The organism is Edaphobacter modestus, assembly GCF_004217555.1.
GTDB lineage: Bacteria > Acidobacteriota > Terriglobia > Terriglobales > Acidobacteriaceae > Edaphobacter > Edaphobacter modestus.
Genome location: NZ_SHKW01000001.1, coordinates 4,169,535 through 4,195,534, shown reverse-complemented (window position 1 = coordinate 4,195,534; position 26,000 = coordinate 4,169,535). Strand labels below are relative to the sequence as shown.

Genomic DNA, 26,000 nt, shown 5'->3' with positions numbered 1-26,000 from the left:
GTCGGCTGTGCCAGTTGCTCGCCGGAAACAATTTGAGAGTATCGCCTCAGTAAGCGTCGAGGTAGATGGGCTGGGCTATATTTGATATTGCACTTTCCGAGTAGCTGCGAAAGCGCACGATTGACATGCCTTTGCACTGCATTCTCGGCGACAGGTGGCTGTAGCAGGAAGGGCGAACCTGCTGCCGCGCGCTTCTTGGACGCACGCAATGGCCAGCCCCCATGTCCCAAAATGCTGGATTCTCGTCATGCCATCCGAGGCCCCGCTCAACTATCCTGAAGATTGAGCGGAGTACGCATATCAATCAACAGGGAGCCCACATTGCTTACGAATCTGCTCATAATCCCCACCGTCAAGGCTGCTGTTGAAGCCCTCCAGAATGTCGACAGGGATGCGTGGAATCGCCTCTTTACGCCGAAGGCAGTACTCTATGACGATGGAAGTCCACGTGACCTCAAGCGTTTCACCCAGGAGTCATTCGGCCGCGAGAGATTCATCTGTATCGACCGAGTCGCTAACAACGGTTTTTACATCGAAGGAGACTTTCGTTCAGACGAATCGGGAACCTTCCGCGCGTATTTCAACTTTGAGCTGAACGACTCTGGCCGTATCGTTCGCCTCGACATTGGAAAGGTAGAGGATGTCGCTTAAAATATCATCTTGCAGCACTGACTGTTGTCATGTTCTGCATCGTCGGATCACCCGCCGGAGCCGTTTCGTAAAAAGTGAAGTTCGCCATCGTTTGATGATGGCTCTATCGATTGGAGAAAAATACCGTGTCTGAGTTGCCAAGCGTCCCGATGACCCTTGAAGGGTCCAGCGTTCTTCATCAAATGTTTCGGTTTGACTGGGAGTCCTGGAAGAAACTCTCTGTGCAGGATCAACGCGAGATAGAAGCCGAGGCTGTCGAACTTTTTCAAACGTGGGAGAAGGGATACGGCGAGCCGGCGAGAAATCAGTCCGCGATCTACTCGCTATTGGGACACAAAGGAGATCTTCTCTTCATTCATTTCAGAGACTCGTTCGCCGAGCTCAACCGACTCGAACTCGAACTCGCTCAAACCCGCCTGAATGGCTTTCTGCAACCGCAGCACTCTTACCTCTCCGTCGTCGAACTTGGTCTCTATGAGTCCTCGGCAAAGACCTACGCCGCCCTCGCGGAGAAGGGATTTACCCAGGGCTCCGCCGAATGGAATGCGGGAGTGCAGGAGGTTGCGGCACGCCAATCAAACGCAATGGCGCAGCGGCTCTTCCCCTCGATTCCGCCTGCGAAATACCTATGCTTCTATCCGATGGACAGGAGACGCGGCGAAGCACGGAACTGGTATACCGAGGCGATGACCGACCGTCAGCGCATGATGCACCAGCATGGAATGATCGGCCGCCGCTATGCGGATTCGGTGCGCCAGATCATCACTGGATCGATCGGCTTTGACGATTGGGAATGGGGCGTCGACCTGTTCGCTGAGGACCCTATTGTCTTCAAAAAATTAATCTACGAGATGCGGTTTGACGAAGTGAGTGCCATCTACGCTCTCTTCGGGCAGTTCTTCATAGGAGTCCGGCTGCAGGCTGACAACCTTACATCGTGGCTCAACGGCAAACTTACATAGACGACGCGACTGCAGGGGTTTGACCGTCAAGGCTCAAACCCCTCATGTTGTAACCGCCGGAGTCGCTATCGCTTTCCTGTTACAGGAAGCAAACGGCCACCTCCCGGCTCGGCTTGCGCAGCAGATGTGTGGGTTCTGCCTCACCGCAGGCGGTGCCGCAAATGGGTGAGCTTATCCAATGTTGTTGAGGTGGATAAATGGGTACTCGAGAAGTCGACTGACGAGAAACTTTCACTTTTAATCGTCAACGCACAGCGGCAATGTCCGGTGGAAGATGAGGTCAACCAGCAAACACAAGTGACCAGTGATTCTGTATCAAACGCCGTCAGCGGGCGAAGTTTAGCGATGACTCTTCGACTGCAAAATTCCGGGTCTGAGCGTTGCAACGGCTCCTCCGGCATTCATAGCATTAGCTGCTAGTTCGAAGGCCGTGGCTACCGAGGGATGACCACGTTCGCGTAGTGTCTTGAGCAGGAAAGAGAAGAAAACGGGACGGCCGAAGCCGCCCCTACGAATGCTTCTGATGGAAGAGATCAGAAGTTGACTTTACCGAAGACCTGAACAACACGGCCACCGACGCCAGCTCCCTGGAAGGAGCCGTACGGGCTGGTTGGCGGAGCTGCGATCGAGCTGATCGTTCCAAGACCGTTACTTGCGATGTTCGCTGCCGGCAAGGCAAAGTTGGGATGGTTGAAGACGTTGAAGGCATTCGCACCGACCTGGAGATTTAGTGCTTCACGGTGGTACAGCTTCTTCATCAGCGCCAGATCGGTGTCTGCATAGTGCGGTCCGTTGAACTGGTTACGCGCCGCATTGCCGAAGTCCGTCTGGGCGTTATAGGCGACAAAATCGGAGGTCGTGAAGCAAGGCGTCATCACAGCACCTGCACCGCAGTGGCGGTTCATGTGCGGGTTGACGAAGTCAACCAGCACGCCGCCCAGGTCCGTGCCGCCGGTGTTTGCGGGCGCCGCCGCGCCGTTGTACACCGTGAAGGGTTGTCCGCTGCGGTAAAAGCTCTTACCGGAGATGATCCAGCCGCCCAGCACCTGGTTCTTGATGGCCTTCTGGAAGTGGAACGGCATGTCGTAGACGAAGTCCAGCATGAAGCTGTTGCGGATATCATAGTCCGACACCGAGTAGTTCAGGTGCCCCACGTTATATGGATCAATCTGGAAGTTCGAGTGAGCGTAGTAGGAGTTATAGTTGTAAGGCTCGTTGGTGATGCCGCCGTTCGAGGCATCGTCCATCGCCTTGCTGTAGGTGTAGGTTGCGTCGATCGTCAGGCCCTTCTCGTCGATGTGCTTGTAGGTAACCGAGCCGCCGTGGTAGTTCGAATGTGCGGCATTGGTGAAGCTGTTGACACCCGCAAAGTTCGGATCAGGTTGTGCCGTAGGGAGGCCACCGAATCCAGTCGAGGAGTACGCATTGACGGCACCATTGGTAATGATCTCGTTGTAGCCCGTGTTCCCGGCGTAGGCCAGAATGATGGCATCGGACTTCGAAAACTGGTGCTGTACCTGCAGGTTGAATTCGAGATAGGTCGGATTCTTGAACTCATGCGGACCGACGGTGAAGGTCGGCGGTGCGTACGAGGGGATGGTATTCGTCAATGAGCTGGAGCTGGCTCCATTATTGATGCCGGCCTCGACGCCATTGAACGAGGCGAGGGAGTTGGCCATTGCCGTTCCAGGAACCTGGGCCGAGCCGACATTCCCGGAGACAATCGTCGCGTTGTAGACGTTCGGAAGGTTATCGATAAAGCCGTCGAGGAAGCCGGCCGGATAGAGATCGGTGAACATCCCGAAGCCGCCGCGGACAACGGTGTGGCCGTCGCCGGTGACATCGTAGTTAAAGCCGAAGCGCCCCTGCGGATTGATCTTCTGAACGCTGGTGAAGGGGTGCGGCTGATAGGCATTCACCAGCATGTTGTACGGAGTCAACGTGGTGACGCCCGCCTGCGGGAACGTGCCATTGTAGAGCGAGAAGCAGTTGTTGGTGCAGAGCGGATTACCGGTGCGGTCGAAACGGATTCCAGCGGTCAACTTCAGCCTCGGTCTGACCTGCCATTCGTCCTGCGCATAGACTCCCAGATTGTAGAGGGCGAGATGGGCAGTCTTCTGGTTCGTGAGCGACTGGGTGAACTCCGAACCATCCGTCGGGTTCAGGGCTCCGTTCGCGAAATCGCTCATGTACAAGGAGTACGTTCCGGCAAAATTCTGCTGCGAGTCGTAGTCGGAGATATCGGCGCGACGGAAGTTGTATCCAAAGCGAAGGGTATGGTTGCCCTTGAGCACCGAGAGATCGTCGACAAACTGGTACTGGGTAACGTTGCGGCCATCGATATAGTTGTTGGGCAGGCCCAGGACCAGGTTACCGCCGTAGGACGCCGATCCATTGGAGCCGCCATCGAGCATCGAACTCAGATAGGTTGGGAAGGCTGCCAGAGTTGCGTTCGTGTTCGCGGGACCGAAGTAAGCGGTGTACCAGTTGGCCGCGAAGATGAATTGATTGGTGATATTAGGGCTGATGAGATAGGTGTCGTTCAACTGACCCTCATAGCCAGGCTGTTTGCTGACGGTGTTGAAGTAGGGGCTGACAAAATTGGTATAGGTCGGCTGGGAGCCGCGGTCCATCTTGTAGCGTCCGAAGAGCCTGTTCTTGTCGCTGATGGCCCAGTCGACGCGGGTGGTGAAGAGCCATTCCTGGTTCTGGTTGGAAGCCGTTCCCAGAGCCGCGGCGGTGCAGGGTGAGGTCGTTCCGAAGGTGCCGCCACTGCTATCCGAAATACCGAGTGCGGCGGCCGATCCGCAGCCCATGGTGCCGGTGCTGTCCTGCAGGAGACCGGTGCCGTTCGTGACCGGGGTCGCCTGAGCGTAGTTTGGCGAGGCATTGTAGAGACCGAAGGCCTGCTGATAGAAGGGCACGTTGGCAGCCGGAACCCGGGCCAAAAGCGCCTGCTCAAAGGCCTGCGTGGGAAAGGCGACGTAGCCGGAGGACGGCAGGACATAGTGGAGGCCTTCGTAATCGGCGAAGACGAAGAGTTTGTCCTTGATAATCGGGCCGCCGCCGTTCAGTGCCCACTGGTTGGAGACTGCCTTGGAGCGTCCGACGCCCGCCTGATTGCGGAACCAGTCATTCGCGTTGAGGATGGTGCCGTTGTACCAGTAGTCGGCCGCTCCATGGAACTGGTTGCTGCCCGACTTGGTGGTCCAGTTGATGATCACGCCTGCAGCGCGACCATACTGCACACTGTACCCGTTCTGCACGACAGCGGCTTCGGAGACTTCGCCCTGACCCAGGGTCAGGTTACTCGATCCTGAGTTGTTCAGGTTCAGGAAGGGATCTTCGTCGTCATATCCGTTCAGAACGAAGAGATTCGAGGTGCCCGGCAGACCGTCAGAGCTGAAGTTGCCGTAGGCGCCGCCGGAGTTGAGAACGACACCTGGGACGCTATAGGCGACGGTCGTAATGTCTCCACCGGGAGCCGGAAGATTCTGGATCTGAGCTTCGGTGAGGGTCGTAATCGAAGCGGGAGACTGCGTATCCGTCAACTGCGCTTGTTGAGAGCTTACGTTTACGGTGGTGTCGGCGGTAGGGCTCACAGTGAGGTCCAGATTTGGCACCTGGCCAACCAGGACGGTGACGATCGTCGGCGAGGAGGATAAACCGTTTGCCGTAACACTGACCTCATACCTGGACGGCTTGAGCAGTGGAGCGCTGTAACGCCCCGCATCATTGGTTGTGACATTGATGGTTGCGTTCGTCGCGGTATCGACGATCTTGACGTTGGCTCCAGGAACAATTGCGCCAGACGAGTCCTGAACCACACCCGTCAGTGCACCCGTCACGGCATTTTGAGCTTGCAGGACTCCGGGGAGCAAAAGGGCCGCAAACAGCAGGCCCAAAGCGAGCAAAAATCTTTGGGGGAGAGTGGAGATGAACTCCATGACTTCGTTAGCAAGCGTACTGTCGGGAACTCTGATGCCCGAGATGAGTACTGCTTGAGAAGTATGTGCCTGTTCCATGTTGCGACTTCCTTTGCTGGGTGAAGTGGGGAGGTTTCCAATGCCGTTCTCACATTTAGCAACTTGCTTGCCAAACCCAATTTGCCCCAAAGTTGACCGAAAGGACAGAACTGGAACGGACTCATGCGTCGAAATATCGACGTTGTCGATCACTTCTCGACACTCGTGGCAGCTGCTTGTACTGTCAGTAGCATTGATGTCGGCAACAACCACCTCAAGCACGCATTTTGATTGCGCGGAGATTTACGACGCCGCTCGAAAAAGTAGTAGACGCGGCTGGAGCGATTGAACAACAGAGTCGATTCTGTATCGTGGATGAAATCCGTGATTTCGTTGGCAGGTTTACTGCTGGGAACTCTGATGCCCGAGATGAGTACTGCTTGAGGAGCCTGAGTTGATATGGTCATGAACGCCTACCGTGGTGATTTGGTCAAATATCCACGCTAGAACTTGCGGTGTGCGAATGCCATGACATGATTGCAGCAATTTAGGACATCGCAATCTACGAGGCTGACGCACGCACGCGTGTGCTCTTGAAGTAACTGGCGTATTAACTGCAATAACACTGAGGACTCCAAGAAAGTTGCGGCGCATCTGCAGATTTGAAGCCGCAGGAGTCGGCTTTTTTTGAGCCCGCGAGAGGAGCGGCCTAAGGATAAAACGGAAGACAGTGGGAGATCCCCAGGCACTGTTTCGCAAGGTGAAGACCGAAAACCAGCTTAGTTTCACCTCGTGGATTAATTACGAGTCCGATGGACGACACGCGAAGGAAGTGTGTCGCACTAAACAAATTTCAGACAAGCATCTTCTTTTTAATGAGTGATGAGCTGAATAGATTCAGCCGCAAAAAGGATGGCGCAGCTCAAGACCGGCCGACTTCGACTCCGGCATCCTTTTTGCCTTGCTCGACGCAGATGTCTCCCGTTGCTGTACATAGAGATCATCCAACGATCTCCACTGTGCTGCCATAGTCTGCACCAGCTCTGGTTTCGACCGAGCCAGATCCTTCTGCTCGCAGCGGTCAATCCTCATGTCATAAAGCTCCCACGGTCCATCCAGGCCCTTTGCCACGATCTTCCAGTCGCCCTTCCGCAAAGCGCGGTTGTTGCTATGGTTGAAATAGAGAAAGTCGCGCTGGGTCTTCTGTCCACCCCGGATCGAACCGATGAGACTCACACCTGGTAGCGGCGGTCCCACAGGCTGCAGAGACTTCAAATCACCGCCGGCCAAGTCGACAAATGTTGGTAGCACATCGATGAAATGGCATGGATCGGTCCGCAATGTGCCGCCATTCTTCACGCCATTAGGCCAGCTCACGACCATCGGCGACGCGATGCCGCCCTCGTACACCCACGACTTATGCAACCGGAAGGGCGTATCCGCCGCCGTTGCCCAGGCTGGCCCGATGCTAAGGAACGACTTCGCCGAACCCGGTGCCGCCTCCCGATCATTCCCGTCTCCGCGAATGATCTCTTCGCCGCTGGCGCCATTGTCAGAGAGGAAGACAATGATTGTGTCCTCAAACACGCCCATGCCCTTCAGCTGCTTCGTCACCTTGGCGATCTCCGCATCCATGCGTGTGATCATGGCGGCATGGATCGACATCTTTACGCTCTGAAACTTCTTCTGCTCTTCAGTCAGAGTGTTCCACGGCACAGAACGCGTTACCTCGCCGGGCCCGATGCGTCGTCGAAGCTCCTCCTCCGTGAAGTTCCACGGCGGATAGACATCTGGCTCCATCGGTGCAAGGTCGCAGTTGATCAGCCCCATCTCACGGAGCCGTTTGTAACGTCGCTCGCGTAGAACGTCCCATCCTTCATCGAAGCGGCCTCGATAATGATCGATGTCAGCCTGAGGCGCCTGCACCGGGAAGTGCGGCGCATGAAATGCGAGGAAAAGAAAAAATGGGTCGTCTTTGTGGCTCTTTTGATGATCGCGCAGAAAATCTACCGCATAGTCCGCAATCGCCGTTGTGGAGTAATACCCCTCCTTCGGCCGTGGCAGTTCTACGTCATCCAGCAGATGGCTCTCCTGGGTGAAATATCGGCTCTCATCCATCATGGTGTAGGTTCGATCGAAGCCCACGCCATCGGCCCGCGGCACAAGCCGCATGTGCCATTTGCCGGAGTGATAGGAACGGTATCCTTGGCGCTTCAGGTACTCCGGTAGAAAATGCGTGTACTCCGGAATATTTCCCTTCGTCATCACATCCGCCGCGGTCTGCTGCGCGTAGCGCCCGGTGAGTAGGCAGTTCCGTGAAGGCCCGCAACGAGCCGTCGAATACATCTGGGTGAACTTCGTTCCGCCCTTCGCCAAGGCATCGATCGTAGGCGTCTCGATCTCTCCGCCGAAACAACCGGCATCAGAGAAGCCCATGTCGTCGGCAAGCACAAGGACGAAGTTCGGCTTGTGCGGTGTCGTCTTCGCCATGCCGGGTACAGTATTCAGCGCACATCCGACGCCAGCGGTCCCGGCTTTTTGCAGGAAGCTTCTTCGGTCCATTATCACTCCGATTAGAAATAGTACTTACCGCTGAGCTGAATCTGGCGCGGATCGTTTGGGTTGTCGCGGGTCGCGGAGATACGCGCAAAGGTCGACGGCGTCGTGAAGTTCAGCGAACCCGGCTGAGCGAAGTTCGCCGTGTTCGTTACGTTGAACACTTCCCCTCGAAACTCAAAGTAGCTCTCACGAAACGCGTTGAAGCGCCGGAATACTGAGAAGTCGAGACGTCGAAACGGAGGCCCGCTCACCTGGCCTCCAGGCCCTCCCAGATTTGCGATGGTGGCAGAGTTCGCCGTCGCCGCAGGCGGGTTGGCGAACGCGGCAGGATTCAGAAACTGTGTCACATTATGCGGTCCCGCATAGAGGTCCTGTCCCGGCACCTTCAGCGCGAAGCACCCCAGCCCCGCAGCCGTCGTTGTCGTGCAAGCCACGGAGAATGGCTGTCCGTCCTGCACGGTGAGTATCCAGTTGGTTGACCATCCTCCAGCTACCCAGGCTGCAGCACCGCTCGTAAGAAACCTGCGGCCCTTGCCAAATGGAAGCTCATACGTTCCGCTCGTGTGCACGATGCGGCGCACATCGATGTCGCAAAGCGTGTTGTCTGCGCCAAGCCCCATACCTTGAACGTATGGCGCACGCACGTTGCCAACACCGTTGTCCAGAAGGTCGCGCACATTGCTCATGCACTTGGAGTACGTCATGTTGGCCGTGAACGCCAGACCGTTCGAGAACCTCCGCTCCGCGCCAAACTGCAGCGAGTTGTAGTTGCTCGCGCCGTTGCGGCTGAGATAAGTGCCTCCCGTGGCGAAGTTCGGGAAAAAGGAGATCGTCCTCAGCGTTGTCGTCGCAGGCCGAATCAGGTTGGTCGTATTCGTGGGCAGACTGGTCTGGATGTGTCGCGAATTTCCACCGATGTAGCCTGCGAAGACGATCGTATTGGGAGCGACCTGATACTGCACCTGCAGACTATAGGCCTGGGTGTAACCGGTCTTCGGAAAGCGCGGCTCACCATTGAAGGCCAGCGACCCTGGCACCACCGAGGACGGCGACAGAGAGATATTGTCGAACCCCTGGGAGATCGGTCCAATCGAGCCGTCGGCCTGACCCGTCGCTGGATTCACAATGCCTGCCACGGCGCTGCCGCCTGTAAAACTGGTCGTAACCTGAAACGGAAAGTTGATGTACGGTGAAATTGACAGACCGTGATTTTCATTCGCCTGGTAGAACAGGCCATAACCGCCCCGAACAGACACCTTCTGTGCTGGTTGAAAAGCAAATCCAATGCGCGGGGCGAAATTTGTCTTCTGCGCAAGACCGATCGCGCTGTCTGCCGTCGGCGTCAACAGAATGTTGTTCGCCGCAAGAAAAGAAGTAAATGTCGTCCCAAGCTCCGACAGACGCCGCTGCGGAAAGTAGTAGCGAGAGAGACCGTCCGGAGTATCGCCCGTAGCTGCCGCGACAAAGTTGCCGACACGCCCGTCTCGTTCCGCAGGAATGCCCAGAAACTCGTAACGCAGACCGAGGTTCAGCGTAAGCGTTGGAGTAACGCGCCAGCTGTCTTGTCCATACGCAGCATAATAGTTTCGGATCGGATAAAACGCCGGCGGAAAATTGGTCGCCGTCAGCGTATTGGCGCCTCCCAGATAATTGACGCCCCCGGGCACTGTCGATGCGATCGGATTCAGAAGGAACTGGGCGCGGTCGGTTGACCCGTCCGTATTGTTGACGACCGAAGTATAAATGCCGCTATGGACAAAGTCGCCGCGCGAGGCTGTTGGCGTCGCCATGGGAAACGCCACGTTCTGAAACTCAAAGCCGGTGCGGATCTGATGATGGCTGCGATCGAAGGAAACATTTTCCGTCACCTGCAGGACGTTGCTTGCCTTGTCGCTTGGCAGAGTGCCCGCAGCTCCCAGATTGCTGAGGCCGTTCGCTCCACCAAACTCGAAGAGAGGAAGACCGCCGTTCTGCGCAATCTGCGGAATTCCAGGAATCCCATACTGCTCGGGGATACCGAGCGTGTTTGCCTGTGGCTGCAGCCGCTTATCGAAGACGCGGCTGTAACCCACGCGTGCTTCGTTCACAAGGTGCGACGTCAGGATATGCGTCCAGCCGAGTGCGCCGTTCTGCGACTCCGTATATCCGTTGCCCGGACGCGACGCTCCGCCATCCGCTATACCCGGAAACGGACCAGGCGTCACCTGGTCGTTGTACATAAAGCTGTACCGGAAGAAGACAGAATCCTTCTGGCCAATCTGCTGATCGATTCGCGCATCGAAGCTGTTGATGTTGGTTACATTGTTGGGGCTGCTTGTGTAGTTGTTAATCAGTCCCCCGCTTGTCGGCGCAGGATAGAGCTTCAACAGATTCACTGCGCCTGGATACATGCGGCTTGCTGGAATCTGATTCATCTGTGCGATGGACGCTGCATCGGTGTAGACGCTCTTTCCCGCAACCGATCCGTTGTAGAAGGGATCACGCACGTATCCGCCAGCCGTACCCGCCAGTCCTGTCACCGGGTCAATGCCGCTCGCCGGAATGGCACGTGTCGTCGCGGGGTCAAACACGGTGCCCGTTGGGAACGATCGCCCCAGCGCATCGGTCCGGCTTCCCGTCTGCAAGGTGATCAGGTCCTGCAGGTTGGTGAAGTTGCTCGCCGCCTCCGCCGCTGTGGGCACGGTCCTTGTATATGTCTTCCCCTGCACAATGCGCGAGCCCTGATAGTCAACAAAGAAGAACGTCTTGTCGTGCCCGTTATAAAGGTGAGGGATGATGACGGGGCCGCCCAGCGTCCCACCGAACTGATTCAGTCGGAACTTCGGCTTTTGCTGATTTGCAAGGACGAAGTAGTCCTTCGCGTCGAAGAGGTCGTTGCGCACATACTCCCACAGGTTGCCGTGGAAGCGATTGGAGCCGGACTTCGTCGATACATTCAGCACAGCGCCTGCGGAATGACCAAATTCTGCAGAATAGTTACTCGTCTGAACAGTAAACTCGCGCAGAGCATCCGGCGGAGGCATCACCACATACTGCGCCTGGTTGACCAGGTCGCCGATCGCGGCATTATTGTCCATACCGTCGAGCAGATAATTGTTCTGCGTGCGCTTCGCTCCATTTGCCGTAAACGATCCACTCGCCTGCAGATTGCGACCATCGTTCTGAGCAAAGGTCACGCCTGGCGAAAGCTGCGCAAGAAAAGCCGGGTTGCGGCCGTTGAGTGGAAGGGCGTTGATCGCTCGAGCGTCCACCAGCTGCTGCACAGACGAGGTCTGCGTCTCGAGAAGCGCAACCGTGGACTCCACCTGAACGCTCTCCGCAACCGATCCGACTTCCAGTTTGAACCCAAGCTCCAATCGTGACTGGATGGACACCGTAACATGGCTCTGGACGCTCTTCTTGAAGCCGGGCTTCTCCGCGGTCACCGTATATACGCCCAGCTTGACGGGACTGAACGTGAAGCTGCCGTCGTTCCCTGCCTGCACCATGTTACGGATGCCGGTATTCTCTTCAGCAATCGTGACTGTCGCTCCAGGAACAGTGGCTCCTGTGAGGTCCGTGACCTGCCCTACAATCGACCCCGTATCGACCTGCGCCCGCAGAACGCAGGGGACGATCAGCAGCATGAGAAATGCCGAAACAGAAATTGCGAGCCGACGTGCTGCCTGCACCAGGAAACGCATGAAATGCTCCTTCAACATCCAGTTAGTAGCTGGAAAATCGCAGCTTCCAATCAATTCACGAGCAAGAACGCAAGACTCGTCTCTTCGAAAAACTGCTCTGGTTGTACTTTTATTTTTGGCGAAGTCAGAAGACTCGACTAGAGCAGACAGGAACTGGAGCAACAACAAGGCACGTGACAACACGTGCGACAGGTAGAGTCCATGAAGTTCTGCGTCATAAAAGCGAGTCTAGGTGCAATCCAAACCCTGTGTCAAGACGAAACGCTGGCACACTTGGGTCAACCAAAGCATAATAGCGCTGGAGATTCACGATATGAACCGCAGAACTTTCCTGAGCACGGGTATCACTGCCGGACTCGGCATGACAGCGGCTCGTAAGACAAACGCAACCGTTGTCCGTCGCCCCAACGTCCTCGTCCTTCTTCCTGACCAATGGCGTGCTCAGTCCGTCGGCTGCTTCGGCAACGAGGAGGTCCACACGCCGCACCTCGACCAACTCGCGGCCGAAGGCGCATTGTTGCAGAACGTTATCGCCAACTCGCCGGTCTGCTGTCCTGCGCGAGCCGTCATCCTCTCCGGTACCTACGCCAGTACGAATGGCATGGTCGCCAACGATCTTCGCCTTCGGCAAAATGTGCCGAGCGTCGCGGAGTCCTTCGCCAAGGCTGGTTATCGCACGGCATACATCGGGAAGTGGCACCTCGACGGAGGTCCGCGTGATCCCGGCTTTGTTCCACCAGGTCCGCGTCGCCATGGCTTTGAGTTCTGGGCCGCTAACGAGTGCAGCCACAAGCCCTACGGCAACCCGTACTTCCACGACACACCAGACGCAATCCTCTCGGACAAGTTTGAGCCTGAGGTATGGACGGACGAGGCACTTCGCTTTCTGGACGCCGCCGGCACCGATCCCTTCTTCCTCGTCGTATCGACAGGCGCACCTCACGATCCCTACATCGCGCCAAAGCGCTACATGGACATGTACGATCCTGCGAAGCTCACGATGCGTTCCAACTGGACCTCTGTCAAGGGAGGTACGCGCGAAGATATCGCAGGTTATTACGCATGTATCACCGCCGTAGACGATCAGGTAGGACGCATCCTGGCGAAGCTTCACGAACGGAATCTGGAGAAGGACACCATCGTCCTCTTCACTTCGGACCACGGGAACATGCTCGGCTCACACGGAAAGACGCTCAAGCAGAAGCCATGGGAGGAGTCCATCCGCATTCCCGGCATCCTGCGCTACCCGGCGCGTCTGCGCTCCGGACAACAGAACGACACCGTGTTCACGCACGTGGACTTTGCGCCAACTCTGCTCTCGCTCTGCGGGCTTCCTGTGCCTGCAGCGATGCAGGGACAAAACCTTGCCAGCGAATTGCTTGGCAAACGGCATCCGTCAGACTCTGCAGCCGCGCTGCTGCAGATCTTCGGTCCCGCCGGGAACGAAGAAGGAGGCGGCTGGCGAGGCATTCGCACCCGGACTCATCTGTATGCTCGCACGCAGGATGCACCGTGGCTTCTCTACGACCTGATCAACGACCCCTACCAGCTACGTAACATGGTTGCAGAGCAAGAGCATCAGAGCCTCCGGCAATCTCTGGATCACACTCTCACGACACGGATGGCGAGCATTGGTGACCGCTGGCAGGCTGATTGGATGACACCCATCGGCAACGGTCTCGATCGCTACAAACCTTTCGAAACAGTGCAGGAGTATTTCGCGTTTCGCCAACAACTACCGTGACGCTTTACATGGACATTGCGCAGCGGGAGCCTATTTTTGCAGCTCAACCAGCCGAAGGCAGCAAAGCGGTGTGGTCGCTGCAGGTTTGATGAGAATGGGGCCGCCGGTCGCAACTGCAGAAATCACCTGATGACCGAATTGCACTCTTCTTCTGGTTTGGACTTCGATCATTGAATGACTAGGAGTGATGCGGGTTCAGTATCGAAGGCGCGTTGAAATTCAGGATCATGATGTCCAGCCATGAAATTGGGCTACGCGTGGTTCTTGGCACCCCGCAAACCGGCTGTGTATTTTTGCCACAGCGGGACGACGTCTGCCAGCTATCAGTCGAAATACGGTCGCCGCTCGTCGCTTTGCCGACACGCACGAATGCAATCGCACTGCGCACTTGAGTCCTCGGAAGCGAGTCCAACGCGTGAAAGATATGAGAGAAAACTAGTTAGGTCAAATCGTATAGCTGACTAAGAAAAGCATCAAGAGTGGCATTACAGATGCTCCTAGAGAGAAGACGCATGCGGTAAGCAATGCAAATGACGTCGAGGAGATCGTATGAAAAACGTAAGCAAACTAATTGTAAGCATGGGGTTGCTATCCCTGTTGTCCGTGATGCCTCTCGCCGCACAGATCGCTACCAGCGAGGATTTTACAACCTCATTTCCGTTTTACGCTGGCAACGCCAGGATGCCGGCGGGCTCCTACAGAATCATCCCGTCCGAAGAGGATGGAAGCATATTGCAGATCCAGAGTAGCGATGGCGTGCATGCGGTGTTCGTCGACATCATACCCACGCTTTCTGCACAACCTCACCCCCACTCTGATGTCACCTTCCACAAATATGGAGACACCGAGTACCTAAACCGGATTTGGATCGAAGGCCAGGAATATGGAATGAAGGTTGATCCTACTAAAGCCGAAACGAAAGCAGCCGCGAACGCTAACGCTGTGAAACATTTACTATCCACCAACTAACGATAGCAACAACGCTCTCCCTTAAGCCTCCAACGCGGCTTGTAGTTATACCGCATACGGAAAGCCGCCTTACATCGTAACCAGCGGACGACACCAATGCTGATGGAGGTGTGATGATGTGGAACCGCCAAGTGATTTCCACATCATCACACGTCGCGCGGTCTGTTCATGCTTGAGAGACATTTCGGATGCGCCCGCCTAGCCTAGGCGTACTCGAAATCCTCGGCCCAGCAGAATATGGGAAGCCTCAATATGAAGTAGCCGCCATCTGTTGATCGAAAGAGGCGCGGTTGAACTCGGTCCTGGGATTCGGGCGGGTTCGGCGCTGGCCCGAAATCGACGCGTTGTGCGGCGTCTTCTTGGCCTGGATGACCTCGTGCATCGGCCGACATCCTCAGCAACCTTATTAACGAGCCGTTCGACTTCGTCTCCTCTGCAGAAGGTTTCGTGCTCGTAGCGCGGCTACATATCCGACAGGCGCCAGAGGACGGAATTGCTCTGCGGATATGCCCTGCAAGCGCGTACTGCATATGCGGATATCACCTGATCCTTCTCGCCTGCGCCTTCACCATGGCCCGCAGTTTTCGCCGTGATGGCGCACAGGCTTGCGCTGATCAACCTACTCAACTTCTATCTCGCACATCACTTCCCTGCTATCGTCTGCCCGCTTCTGCTCATCTATTTCCCACCGCTGCTCGATATCTTGCCATGTACGTCCTTTATTCACGCATTTCTGCTTGCTCTTGCGTCATACCGAGGCTGAAAAGGCAACCTGCTGGCCAGCGGGTCAGTCTGGTTGTTTGCGCAGTTCGGCCTTCGAACGAGCGTTCACGATGTGGTCGTTCACGTCACTGCCCTGCTGATTCCGCTACAGGACACCGGCTCCTTTAACCTCTTCGCTTGGCGGATGGTCTAGGTATCCGGATTGTGCATCGGCGCCACCTCCGCCCGGGAAAGCTGCTCTTTCAGGTGGCCGCTCCGCTTCGTTTATCAGGTCAGCATCCTTATGCATCTCCTTCCTTGGTGGTGCGGCACGACTGGTTTGGGAACCATCTCACTCAGCAGGCGCTCGGCATGTGGCGACGTAGCAGACTGCTTTACACGGATGTCCTTTTAGAAGCCGAAGATGCAGGAGGGCGGTCGTTTGGAGATGGGGTGCTGCCCAGCTTTCTTCAAGAAAACAAACCTTGGGAACCGAACAATTCGCCGCCCTTTTGCTAAACGAAGTGCTCGAATGGTCGCGTGACCCAGTCGCGACAGGCTCGATCCCATTGGTTTTGTTACCGCTGTGCTCATTTTGATTCGGAGCCGAAGCTCTCCGCCCTGCAGCAGCCACAAGAACGCTTTCTTTTGACTGGGCGATTCATTGCCCCGCCGACAAGAAGAGCGATGTCGAAAATCAGGCCTCTGTCGGTATTTCGACGGAGACTTTGACGCTTTTCAAACACACTGAAAACCTCCACAGAACAACACTCGTGAATTCAGGTACATCGCAGATGTTCATTTGCCCAGATTCTTGGCAATGCAAATGCATTCACCACGATTGAAGAGCTGAAACGGCCCTTCAATGGAGGACACAATGCGTTCTGATCTGATTTTCAGCGCAATGACCCACGTTTCAAATCGTTTTCTACTAACTAAGCTTGCAGCGCGGGCAACCCGTAAACTTCACAGGCCAAATACTCGCATCCAGGACACGACGAACGACGTATTTATGTACTTCAGCCGGTCCAACCCAATCCCAATCGTGCGATATACCCCGTAACTGGCAGCATTCCGTTGCACCGCGCAAGCTGAAAGAAGGAGATTAATATGCAGGAGCCTATGCCCATCTGTGACGAGAGAACCACAACCCACGCAACCGGTACCGACGTCTGGAATATCCTGACCGACGAGATGAACAGTCTGTACCTGTTGTCGTTCCTGCTAACCGCTGACCTTGATAAAGCCGGACAGTGTTTTTTCAGCGGAATGGGAGAATGCGCAGAGGAAATTGGCGCTTTCATGGCGTGGGCGCAAGCACGGGCTCGACGCACGATTGTCCAGCATGCGATCTGGATGATCATGCCTGCGCCGGAGCGTACGGATGAATTTCCGTTCGTTCCTCTCAAACGATCAGCTGTCTCTGGAGAGGCTAACCTCTTTGGCTCGATTCTCAGACTCAATGCGTTCGAGCGTTTTGTCTATGTGATGTCGGTCCTCGAAAAGCAATCCGATGACACTTGCTCTACTCTCTTGCGATGCTCGCGACGGGATGTCATGATTGCGCGTGCGCTGGCAATCGAACGTCTGGCAAACACCTACAATCCCTACGATCCACCCGTTGAGGCCCTTGGGGCCTGGCAAACAAGGTTCGCGAATCATTGCGCCTGACTTCGAAGCCATCTTCCGCGCAGACAAGCGAGATTTCGTCTGACCGGCCGAGAAGCCCGGAAGAGTTGTACTCATCAGATTGCGAAATAGGGCTTGTTTCTGGCCTGTCACATAACAGCTGACTGCGATCTGTTTTGAACACTCTTCTGATGTCTCCTCGGCCAGAACCTTGTGAGGGAGGGGGTCAATGCCTAAGTCAATGCCACAAGCTAATTTCGGTGGTCGGCAAGGGACGATCTCATATTGCGCTATCATTTTCCTGCGGTTAGCTTGAAACTACGGCTGCAATGACGCGGCCGAACATATGCGGACCTCGAGGCATCTATGAGATCGTCCGGCAGTTGGCTCTCCAACACGTTGCCGGTACTCATGAACAAGCCGATTATCCGACTTGTCCTCTGCGTTGTGGCGGTGCTGGCTATAGTCGCCGCGCTCTCAATGATACCCGTGTCCGAACGGCCGTTAATCGCCGTTCTCGCCTTTCTGTTTGCCCTTTTGATTGTTTCGGCGCAGTGGGGTCTTCGTTACGCGATATTTTTCTCGCTTCTTGCCGCACTCGGGTTCACCTTGTTGGTCCCCCCGGTAGGCAGCTTAAAGATCAGTGACTGGCGTGACATTTTTGCGTTGATTGCGTTCCTCGTCATAGGAATCACCAGCAGCCATCTCTCCGACCGAGCACGTAAAGAGGCAGTAAAAGCCAACCAGCTCCATACCGAAGCGCTGGCTGTACAGCAACAGTTCGCCGATCTGGTTAATTCGATCGAGGGTATTGTTTGGGAAGCCGATGCCCAGACCTTCGCTTTCACATTCGTCAGCGAGCAGGCGGAACGCGTGCTTGGTTATCCGATGGAAAGATGGCTAAAGGAACCCACATTCTGGAAGGACCACCTTCACCCCGAAGACCGCGATCGGGCAGTGCAATTCTGCCAAGACGCGACCCTTCAGAGAACTGCCCGCGATTTTGAGTACCGCATGATTGCCGCCGATGGGCGAGTGGCATGGATGCGCGATCTGATTGCGGTGGTGGCTGAGAATGGACGCGTGGCACGGCTGCGTGGGGTCATGGTTGACATAACCCGGCGCAAACGGGACGAAGCCGCTTTGCGCGAGCAGGCAAACCTGCTCAACCTCACCCATGACACCATCTTCGTCCGCGATAGGGATGACGTTATCACCTACTGGAATCGCGGCGCTGAGGAGTTTTACGGCTGGACGGGACAAGAAGCCATTGGCAGGGTCACCCACGAGCTGATGCAGACAGTTTTTCCGGCGCCGCTTGAAAAGATCCAGGCAGAGCTGCTGCAGGAGGGACGCTGGGAAGGCGAACTTGTGCACACCAGGAAGGACGGAAGCCACGCTATAGTGGCGAGCCGGTGGTCATTGCAGCGAAACGACAACGGCACGCCCATTGCTGTCCTCGAAACCAACAACGACATCACCGAGCGGAAGCGCGCCGAACAAGCTCGCGAAGAAATCGAGGAGCAATGGAGGGCGGCTTTTGAGAGCAATCCCACGATGTATTTCGTCGTGGATTCGGCAGGAACAATCGTAGACGTGAATATCTTCGGCGCGGAACAGCTGGGCTACAAACGGGAGGAATTGATTGGACAACCTGTATTGAATTCCTTTTACGAACCCGATCGACAGGCGGTACAGAATCATGCGAATTCCTGCTTCGACCAAGCCGGCCGGACGACGAGGTGGGAAGCTAGAAAGATACGTAAAGACGGCACGATGATTTGGGTCCGGGAGACAGCCAATGCAGTGTTTCTGAAGAAGCGGCGGGTGCTGCTGGTCGTATGCGAGGACATTACGGAGCAGAAGCGCGCCAAAGAGGCTGCCCGCAGGAGTGAAAAGGAACTTCGCGACGCGATCGAAACGATTCCCGCGCTGGTGTTTATCACTTTGCCTGATGGTTCCAACGCTTCTGCGAACCGGCGTTGGCGAGAATACACCGGGTTGTCGGCCGAGGAGACCGCCGGCTCAGGCTGGCAATCTGTGATTCACCCGGCAGACGTTGAAATACATCTCGACAAGTGGCGCGCGTCCGTCGCTAACGGTCAACCGCTTGAAGACGTGACGCGGTTTCGTCGCGGAGCTGACGGAGAATATCGCTGGTTTCTGGTTCGCAGCGTGCCGCTGCGCGATGAGGGCCGCAAAATCGTGAGATGGTATGGAACCCTGACGGACATCGAGGATCGTAAGCGGGCCGAGGAAGCGTTAAGGCGAAGTGAGTATTATCTGGCACAGGCGCAGAGGCTGAGCCACACAGGCAGTTTTGGCTGGGCCCCCTTTACTCGCGAGATGAATTACTGCTCCGAGGAGATGCTACGAATTTATGGATACGATCTGCAGGAGCGTATTCCCAGCGGCGAAACATTCGTCCAACGCACCCATCCAGAGGACCGCGAGGCTTTGCTTGAGCGCATCGCGAAGGCAGCCCGAGAGAAGGCCAGTTACACCCACGAGTTCAGAGTACTGCTGCCCGACGGTACTGTGAAATACATCCAGGCCATCGGCAATCCGGTACTCGATCGGAAAGGAGAGATTCTTGAATTTGTCGGCACCGCGATGGATGTTACGGAGCACAAGCGGGTGGAAGAAGCCCTGCGGCGGAGTGAAGCTTATCTCGCCGAAGCGCAGAGGCTGACCCACACGGGCAGCTGGGCTTTCAAGGCCAGGACGAATACGGCGGCTTACTGGTCAGAGGAAAATTTTCGGATTTGGGAGTTTGATCCGCAGCAGGGCGCTCCGGACGCCGAAATGGTGGGTCAACGGATACATCCAGAGGACCGCGACTGGGTGCGCCAACATCGCGAAGAGGCCGTACGCGAGAGAGAAGACTATGCCCACGAGTTCAGGATCGTAATGCCGGATGGAAAAATTAAACACATCCATGTGTTAGGCCATCCGGTCTTTACTGCCAGCGGAGACCATGTAGAAGTCGTCGGTACGCATGTTGATGTGACGGAACAGAAACGCGTCGAACAAGAGCGCGACAGGATGCGCCAATTAGAAGCTGAGCTCGCGCATATAAACAGAGTGACCACGATGGGAGAGCTGACTGCGTCGCTTGCACACGAAGTCAATCAGCCGATCGCTGCCGCCATGACTAACGCCAATACCTGCGTACGATGGCTTGCGGGCGATCACCCCAACATCGAGGAGGCGCGCGAGGCGGCCAGGAGGATTGTCAAAGATGCAACCCGGGCAGCGGAGATCATCAGCCGCACCCGTTTGCTGTTTAAGAAAAGCGCTCAGGAACTGGAAGCCGTTGATCTCAATGAAGTGATCAACGACATCATCGTGCTGCTGAGAAACGAAGCCGCGGAACACAGCGTCTCTGTTCGAACCGAACTCGCGGAGGAGTGTCCGAGAGTCATCGGAGATCGTGTCCAGCTGCAACAAGTCCTCATGAACCTAATGATCAACAGCATTGAGGCAATGAAGCGAGTCGAGGGCAGCCGGGAGCTCACCCTCAGGTTGCAGCGCGACAAAGCCGATCAGCTTCTGGTTTCTGTGATCGACACTGGGGCCGGACTGCCACCAGAGTCCGATAAGATTTTTGATGCGTTCTTTACCACGAAGTCCCAGGGGACCGGAATGGGTCTGGCCATTAGCCGCACAATTATCGAATCCCACGCTGGACGACTGTGGGCAACGTCGAACTCCGGTCGCGGCACCATCTTTTACTTCACACTGCCAACAGAAACCGAGGCCCGGCCATGACCACCGGCGACTCTTCAGCTGTCTTCATCATCGACGACGACGAGTCCATTCGTGCTTCAATCGAAGGCCTGCTTAAATCGGTGGGATTGCGGTCAGAGTCATTTCCGAGCGCACAGGAATTCCTCGCGACTGGCGCGGCCGTCAGCCCCGGTTGCCTGGTTCTGGACGTGCGCCTTCCCGGCCTGAACGGCCTGGATTTCCAACGCAAACTAGTCGAAGCGGGCATCGAGATCCCAATCATTTTCATTACCGGGCACGGCGACATCCCGATGTCTGTGAGGGCGATGAAGTCCGGTGCCATAGAGTTTCTGACCAAACCATTCCGCGACCAGGACCTGCTGGACGCGATTCATCAGGCGCTGGAACGTGATCGCGCGATGCGACAACAACAGCGTGAAATGGCCGATTTACGAAAACGTTATGAGGGCTTGACGGACCGAGAACGTGAAGTTATGCAGTTGGTCATCTCCGGCATGCTCAACAAGCAGATCGCATCCGAAATTGGCACAAGCGAAATCACTGTGAAGATCCATCGCGGCCACGTTATGCGTAAGATGCAAGCCGACTCTCTCGCCGACTTAGTCAGAATGGCGGAGAGACTAAAGCTGCCAACAGCAAAGAATCTGACGTAGAATCACACTGGCAAGCGATCTCGACGTCATCGATGCCCGCAAACTGGCAAATCTTTGCATTGTCATGGAATATGCCACATTTCTTGGCTATCGCTCTTGAAGTCAGCGTTATTGTGGCATACATGCTCGATCGAGGAGTCCACAGGCGCTGACAATAACATTCGGTGCATGAATCTCGCGCCGCTTCGGATATCAGGATTTGGACCGAAGTGTCGGACAAAGGTCCGGAAGCGGCGTGCATTCAGGTATTAGACAACTCATACCAAAGGATAATTGCGCGCCAGTCGCCGCAGGGACTAATCTGCTGATATGGCGACCCAGACCAACGCGACCCAGACCAACGCGAAACTCGTTGCAATTGTCGATGATGACGAGTCCGTTCGGAGTGCTTTGCAAGGGCTAATGAAAGCCGTCGGCTTGCCCGCAAGCGCGTTCGCATCCGCGGAGGACTTCCTCAAGTCGGGGCAGCAGCATCAGACTGCATGCCTAATTACGGACATTCGCATGCCGGGCATGTCGGGCCTGGATTTACAGGCAACACTAAACGCGGAACGTTGCCGGATTCCGACCATCTTCATCACAGCGCATGGGGACGCAAAGATACGAATGCAGGCTCTCCGTTCCGGCGCAGTAGAGTTCCTGTCGAAACCCTTCAGCGATGATGCCCTCCTCGAAAGCGTTTGGGCAGCTCTGGAGATGTAAGCCAATCGAAAGACGCCCGGAGGTTCCAGTGGCAGCTTCGGCAGTATTCAATTCCCGTGAATTCGATCGAGGCGAACGAAGATTTGAGCAAATCGTCGGGAACAGCCGTGTTCTGGAACAGGTGCTGGAGCAAGTTGAACGAGTTGCATCCACCAACTCTACCGTCCTGATAGAAGGAGAAACAGGTACAGGCAAGGAGCTGATTGCGCGCGCAATTTACAACCTCAGCGAACGATGCGGCCGACCCTTCATTAAGCTGAACTGCGCGGCAATCCCCCTGGACCTTCTGGAGAGCGAGCTGTTTGGTCACGAAAGAGGCGCGTTCACCGGAGCTATCGCTCAGAAGATTGGCCGTTTCGAAATGGCTGATACCGGCACGCTGTTCCTGGACGAAGTGGGTGACATCCCGCCACAGCTCCAGCCTAAATTGCTACGGGTCTTGCAGGAACAGGAGTTCGAGCGCCTGGGTAGCGGGCATACCCATCATGTGGACGTGAGGCTCGTGGCAGCAACAAATCGCAACCTGTTGGAAATGGTAGCGCGCAACGAGTTCCGCAGTGACCTGTATTATCGCTTGAATGTTTTCCCCATCCTTCTACCACCGCTTCGGGCGCGCTACGAAGACATTCCGGTATTAGTGACACACTTTGTGGACATATTCAGCCGCCGTATGCGTAAGCAAATCAACCACATTCCACCAGAAACAATGGCCGCACTTACGTCCTACGCGTGGCCTGGCAACATCCGTGAGCTTCAAAACCTAATTGAGCGCGCAGTGATTCTGGCGAACGATGAAGTTCTTCCAAACCCGTTGCCATCCCCGGGGCTGCCCACGGCTACCAGCCCCACCGCATCAACCACGCTCAGCGGCTCCAAGCCTGAGCTCCCCAAAACGCTCAGAGAATCCGAACGTGCTCTCATTCTTCAAACGCTGGACGCGACCGGTTGGGTGATCGGAGGCCCGAATGGGGCAGCCACACAACTGGGACTGAAGCGGACGACACTGATTGACAGGATGAAGAAGCTTGGTATCCGACGTCCGACTCGGCGTGCTGATTCAGCTGACGCTTTCATAGTTCCTGGGCAACCTGGACCACCGGCAGGGCCGTGAGCATTTGGCCAGCCTCTCTGAATGAGAGATTTTGGTATTCGCAATTTCGCTCGAAGAAGAAGAGGAGCGATACGCAGATTTTGTCGAGGGATTGCGCGATGGCTTCCGCGTCTGCTTCGGTCTTCGACTGCGTACAGACGAGACCTGTCATCGCGAAAAACTGCTTTCGGCCTACCGCCAGAAATTTAGAGGACACTGATCCGGCGGCAGGATGTTAAGGCCTTTGTGCAACGCAAACCCGCATGACCCGTCCGCCCACTTGGATTGGATACCAGTGCGCAAGCAAGCCAGTCGCCCGGTGTTGTCGGAGCAGTAGGCTCATCATGTGCATTCGTATTTTTGCCTTTCTTCCCGCCGTCAGTGGGTAGGGATATACGGGCCGGGTGCGGTCCACCGCGACCCTAAGAGTTGCTACGGTATTCTCTGAGCGGGTTTCCCGTTGCTTACGACTGACGCGGAATCGATATGTGCCTTCGCGCGACCTGGACACACACACGTCGACGTCTTGCAGCTTGGTGCATTTCAAGTGCGGGAGCAACGACGGAGAGTACCGCCGAATTTCAGCCAAGGCAAGTATTCTCGCCCGTCTGCCCGTTACAGAAGGCGACCGCACAACCAAACAGGGGAGTGACTGCCCTGCTTGACCGCTCATCCAAATCGAATCTCCCATTCATTCGGCGCGCGCTGTCCGCTTCTTTTGAACCAAACTGAAGTCCAGGCTCCTGGCTGTGACCCAAATACCCTATCGAGGGTAGAGCCGAAGGCAATATCAGCGTGTCACTACGACCATGGATCAACTGCTTCCAACCCACGTCAGCGGCAAGGGGCACCGAATTCTGTTGATAGCTTGCGGAATGCTTCTGGCTCGCCTGGCAAACATTTACATGAGTCCCTGTCCCGTCTTGCTCATCTACAACGAAGTGCGCGGCCTAGCCAGGGAACTCTTGTTTTCCAGAGGTGGGATTACGAGCGATCAGCCATGTCCGCCGATCGAAAAAATGCCGTGAACGATCACTGGGTCAGCACCTAAATATACGTAGTGTCTGCTGCCCCAAAGTCCGGGTATGAGCCAAATGCGAATTGATACGGAGTAAACCAATGAATGCACCATCGGCAACATCGATGTCCAGATTTCGTGTTAAACGCAGGAACTATAGGACGGTGGCATTCTGGGCTGTCATCGGGGCGGTAGTGGCCCTATTCCTCCTTCTTGTCTTCGTATGTTGGGATCTCGTTGTTGCGCACTATATTCTCGTTTAGGATCTGTCTGGAAGGACAGATCCCCTTCCTAAAAACTCGGGATGGCTCGAGCTGCAGGGACAATGCTCGGCCTTGAATCTGTCTTAGTCCGCCCGTCGTGTTTGCGAGTTTGAATGTCCGCGTGAAAGCGCCTGAACCCTCTTGGGTTAGCCTCCCCCCTTTTAACTCTCAACATTTCACGCTCCGGCCGATTTTCAATCGACGATCTTCGTGATGTGAGCGAAGCCTCGTGATTGAAGCCTAGCGCTCAAATACCCTCTCGGCGGTAGAGTCACCTCCGCAGATTAAAGTGTCTCTATGGGTGTACCGAGCGAAACTCGGGATGCTTTAGGAAATGAGGCGCATTATGAAAAAGCTAATGCTTCTTGGTCTGGCTGCCCTAACCTTTTTGGTACCATCTACTGCTTTTTGCGCAGGTCGGGGCGGGGTTGTCATGGGACAAGGTTTTGGTCCCTTTGGTTTTTATGGACCCTACGGCCCTGCGGGGTTTGGTGCCTATCCGTTCGCACCCTATACCATTGCTCCAAACGCCGGCGAAGTCAGGATCGATACACACGTCAAGGATGCCTCAGTCTTCATCAACGGCAACTACGCGGGCAGGATTGGGCAACTCAAGACGATGACGATGCTAGCGGGTAATTACAACATCGAAATTCGCGAACCTGGACGTCCACCCTTTGATGCACCGATCTTTGTAGTTGCGGGCAAGTCGATCAAGCTCCGTCCCGACGTCAACCTCCAGGTGCCCACACCGTCGCCACACTCATAAGATGTGACGGCGAAATCCCAAAACAATAGGAAACTACATCGCTTCCGTGGTGCCCCTGTCTCGCTCCGGCGGAGAGGGTGCACCTCCCTGAAATCCTAACCTTCAATGAGTAGAACGCCAACTAAACGTATTGAGCTCGCACATCAATTGGCTTGGCCTAAGGGAACACCAGAAATCGAGCCCTTCAACGCTCATGCTTCGCTGAAACGAGTTCCTGAACAGACTCGGCAAAAAAAGGAGATACAACGATGAACCGCTTCTCAGTAATTGCCATTTCGACCTTTTTCATGGCTATACCAGCCAGCACCATGCGTGCGGCGACTCTAACTATCGACCAAGCCTCCGCGAAAAGAGCGCAAACAACAATTCAGCAGATCAATAGTCAGATAGAAAATATCTACGAAACTGCATCCTCGATGAGCATGCAAAGTCGAGAGCCAAACAACGTTTCAGAGCAAGGGGAGGAGCTCAATGATCTGGGTGCGGAGATCAATCTAGTTGGGCGCGAGCTGAAAGCATTGAATTCCGAGCGCGACCTGCTTCCCGCGTGGCAGATAGAAGTGATCGATACCATTTTGCCGTCGATGCATGAAATTGCAGATAAATCAACGGACGCGATCATGCTTTTTAATAAGAGCCAGGCCCAACTGTTTGCGAGCAATTACCCCGCGGAGACAGATCAGATAGGCGCTGAGGCAAAGAAGACAGCAAATTTCCTAAGTGATGATCTGAAGCTAGAGAAGACGCAAGCTAAAGAAGCGCATTTCGCTGACCTGACTGGCCGCGAAGTTCCCGAGATGCGGGGGCAATAGGTAGCGGCTCGGAAAGTACGGGAACCAGGTCTATCGCACACGGTGTCTTGTTCGCACGAAGATGAAGGTCGGAAGCGTC

Annotated in this window: 15 protein-coding genes; 11 read left to right on the top strand and 4 right to left on the bottom strand. The window is 55.6% G+C overall.

Annotated features, from left to right (window positions below; translation table 11 throughout):
- Positions 1 to 321 precede the first annotated feature (321 nt).
- Entirely contained in the window at positions 322 to 651 is a 330-nt protein-coding gene (locus BDD14_RS17785; RefSeq protein ID WP_130419974.1) for a hypothetical protein, read from the top strand.
- A gap of 125 nt (positions 652 to 776) precedes the next feature.
- Complete coding sequence (hemQ, locus tag BDD14_RS17780) at positions 777 to 1,613, top strand: hydrogen peroxide-dependent heme synthase (RefSeq protein ID WP_242618035.1); 837 nt, start codon at positions 777 to 779, stop codon at positions 1,611 to 1,613.
- A gap of 533 nt (positions 1,614 to 2,146) precedes the next feature.
- Here the strand turns inward: hemQ and BDD14_RS17775 are convergent.
- The 3 genes from BDD14_RS17775 to BDD14_RS17765 form a co-directional block, all read right to left on the bottom strand.
- Positions 2,147 to 5,638, bottom strand: a complete 3,492-nt coding sequence (locus BDD14_RS17775) for a TonB-dependent receptor (protein WP_130419973.1) — start codon at positions 5,636 to 5,638, stop codon at positions 2,147 to 2,149.
- A gap of 837 nt (positions 5,639 to 6,475) precedes the next feature.
- Positions 6,476 to 8,140, bottom strand: coding sequence for an arylsulfatase (locus BDD14_RS17770; protein WP_130419972.1), 1,665 nt, complete (start codon positions 8,138 to 8,140; stop codon positions 6,476 to 6,478).
- 11 nt (positions 8,141 to 8,151) lie between these two features.
- Positions 8,152 to 11,820, bottom strand: a complete 3,669-nt coding sequence (locus BDD14_RS17765; protein WP_242618034.1) for a TonB-dependent receptor — start codon at positions 11,818 to 11,820, stop codon at positions 8,152 to 8,154.
- A 313-nt stretch (positions 11,821 to 12,133) separates the two neighbouring features.
- Here BDD14_RS17765 and BDD14_RS17760 point away from each other — a divergent pair, with 313 nt between their 5' ends.
- Together BDD14_RS17760 and BDD14_RS17755 are read left to right on the top strand one after the other, a co-directional pair.
- Positions 12,134 to 13,564 carry a sulfatase family protein gene (locus BDD14_RS17760; RefSeq protein ID WP_130419970.1) on the top strand — a complete coding sequence of 477 codons (1,431 nt, stop codon included), beginning with the start codon at positions 12,134 to 12,136 and terminating at the stop codon, positions 13,562 to 13,564.
- A gap of 549 nt (positions 13,565 to 14,113) precedes the next feature.
- Positions 14,114 to 14,533, top strand: a complete 420-nt coding sequence (locus tag BDD14_RS17755) for a hypothetical protein (RefSeq protein ID WP_130419969.1) — start codon at positions 14,114 to 14,116, stop codon at positions 14,531 to 14,533.
- A gap of 247 nt (positions 14,534 to 14,780) precedes the next feature.
- On the opposite strand, the gene BDD14_RS33760 is transcribed toward BDD14_RS17755, so the two are convergent.
- Positions 14,781 to 14,915, bottom strand: coding sequence for a hypothetical protein (locus BDD14_RS33760; protein ID WP_278045490.1), 135 nt, complete (start codon positions 14,913 to 14,915; stop codon positions 14,781 to 14,783).
- A gap of 1,430 nt (positions 14,916 to 16,345) precedes the next feature.
- Here BDD14_RS33760 and BDD14_RS17745 point away from each other — a divergent pair.
- The 7 genes from BDD14_RS17745 (at position 16,346) to BDD14_RS17715 (ending at position 25,921) form a co-directional block, all read left to right on the top strand.
- The gene (locus BDD14_RS17745; RefSeq protein WP_130419967.1) at positions 16,346 to 16,906 is read left to right on the top strand and encodes a hypothetical protein; all 561 of its coding nucleotides are present in this window, start codon (positions 16,346 to 16,348) and stop codon (positions 16,904 to 16,906) included.
- A 324-nt stretch (positions 16,907 to 17,230) separates the two neighbouring features.
- Positions 17,231 to 20,635 (top strand): PAS domain S-box protein, encoded by a 3,405-nt coding sequence (locus BDD14_RS17740; RefSeq protein ID WP_130419966.1) that lies wholly within the window; start codon positions 17,231 to 17,233, stop codon positions 20,633 to 20,635.
- Positions 20,632 to 21,267, top strand: coding sequence for a response regulator transcription factor (locus BDD14_RS17735; RefSeq protein ID WP_130419965.1), 636 nt, complete (start codon positions 20,632 to 20,634; stop codon positions 21,265 to 21,267). Before BDD14_RS17740 ends, BDD14_RS17735 begins: the two co-directional genes overlap by 4 nt.
- A gap of 309 nt (positions 21,268 to 21,576) precedes the next feature.
- Positions 21,577 to 21,969 (top strand): response regulator transcription factor, encoded by a 393-nt coding sequence (locus tag BDD14_RS17730; protein WP_130419964.1) that lies wholly within the window; start codon positions 21,577 to 21,579, stop codon positions 21,967 to 21,969.
- A 28-nt stretch (positions 21,970 to 21,997) separates the two neighbouring features.
- A complete protein-coding gene (locus BDD14_RS17725; protein WP_242618033.1) occupies positions 21,998 to 23,080 on the top strand; it encodes a sigma-54 interaction domain-containing protein in 1,083 nt (360 codons plus the stop codon).
- A 1,693-nt stretch (positions 23,081 to 24,773) separates the two neighbouring features.
- Positions 24,774 to 25,109, top strand: a complete 336-nt coding sequence (locus BDD14_RS17720; RefSeq protein WP_165420125.1) for a PEGA domain-containing protein — start codon at positions 24,774 to 24,776, stop codon at positions 25,107 to 25,109.
- Positions 25,110 to 25,357: 248 nt separating this feature from the next.
- Complete coding sequence (locus BDD14_RS17715; protein ID WP_130419961.1) at positions 25,358 to 25,921, top strand: hypothetical protein; 564 nt, start codon at positions 25,358 to 25,360, stop codon at positions 25,919 to 25,921.
- Positions 25,922 to 26,000 lie beyond the last annotated feature (79 nt).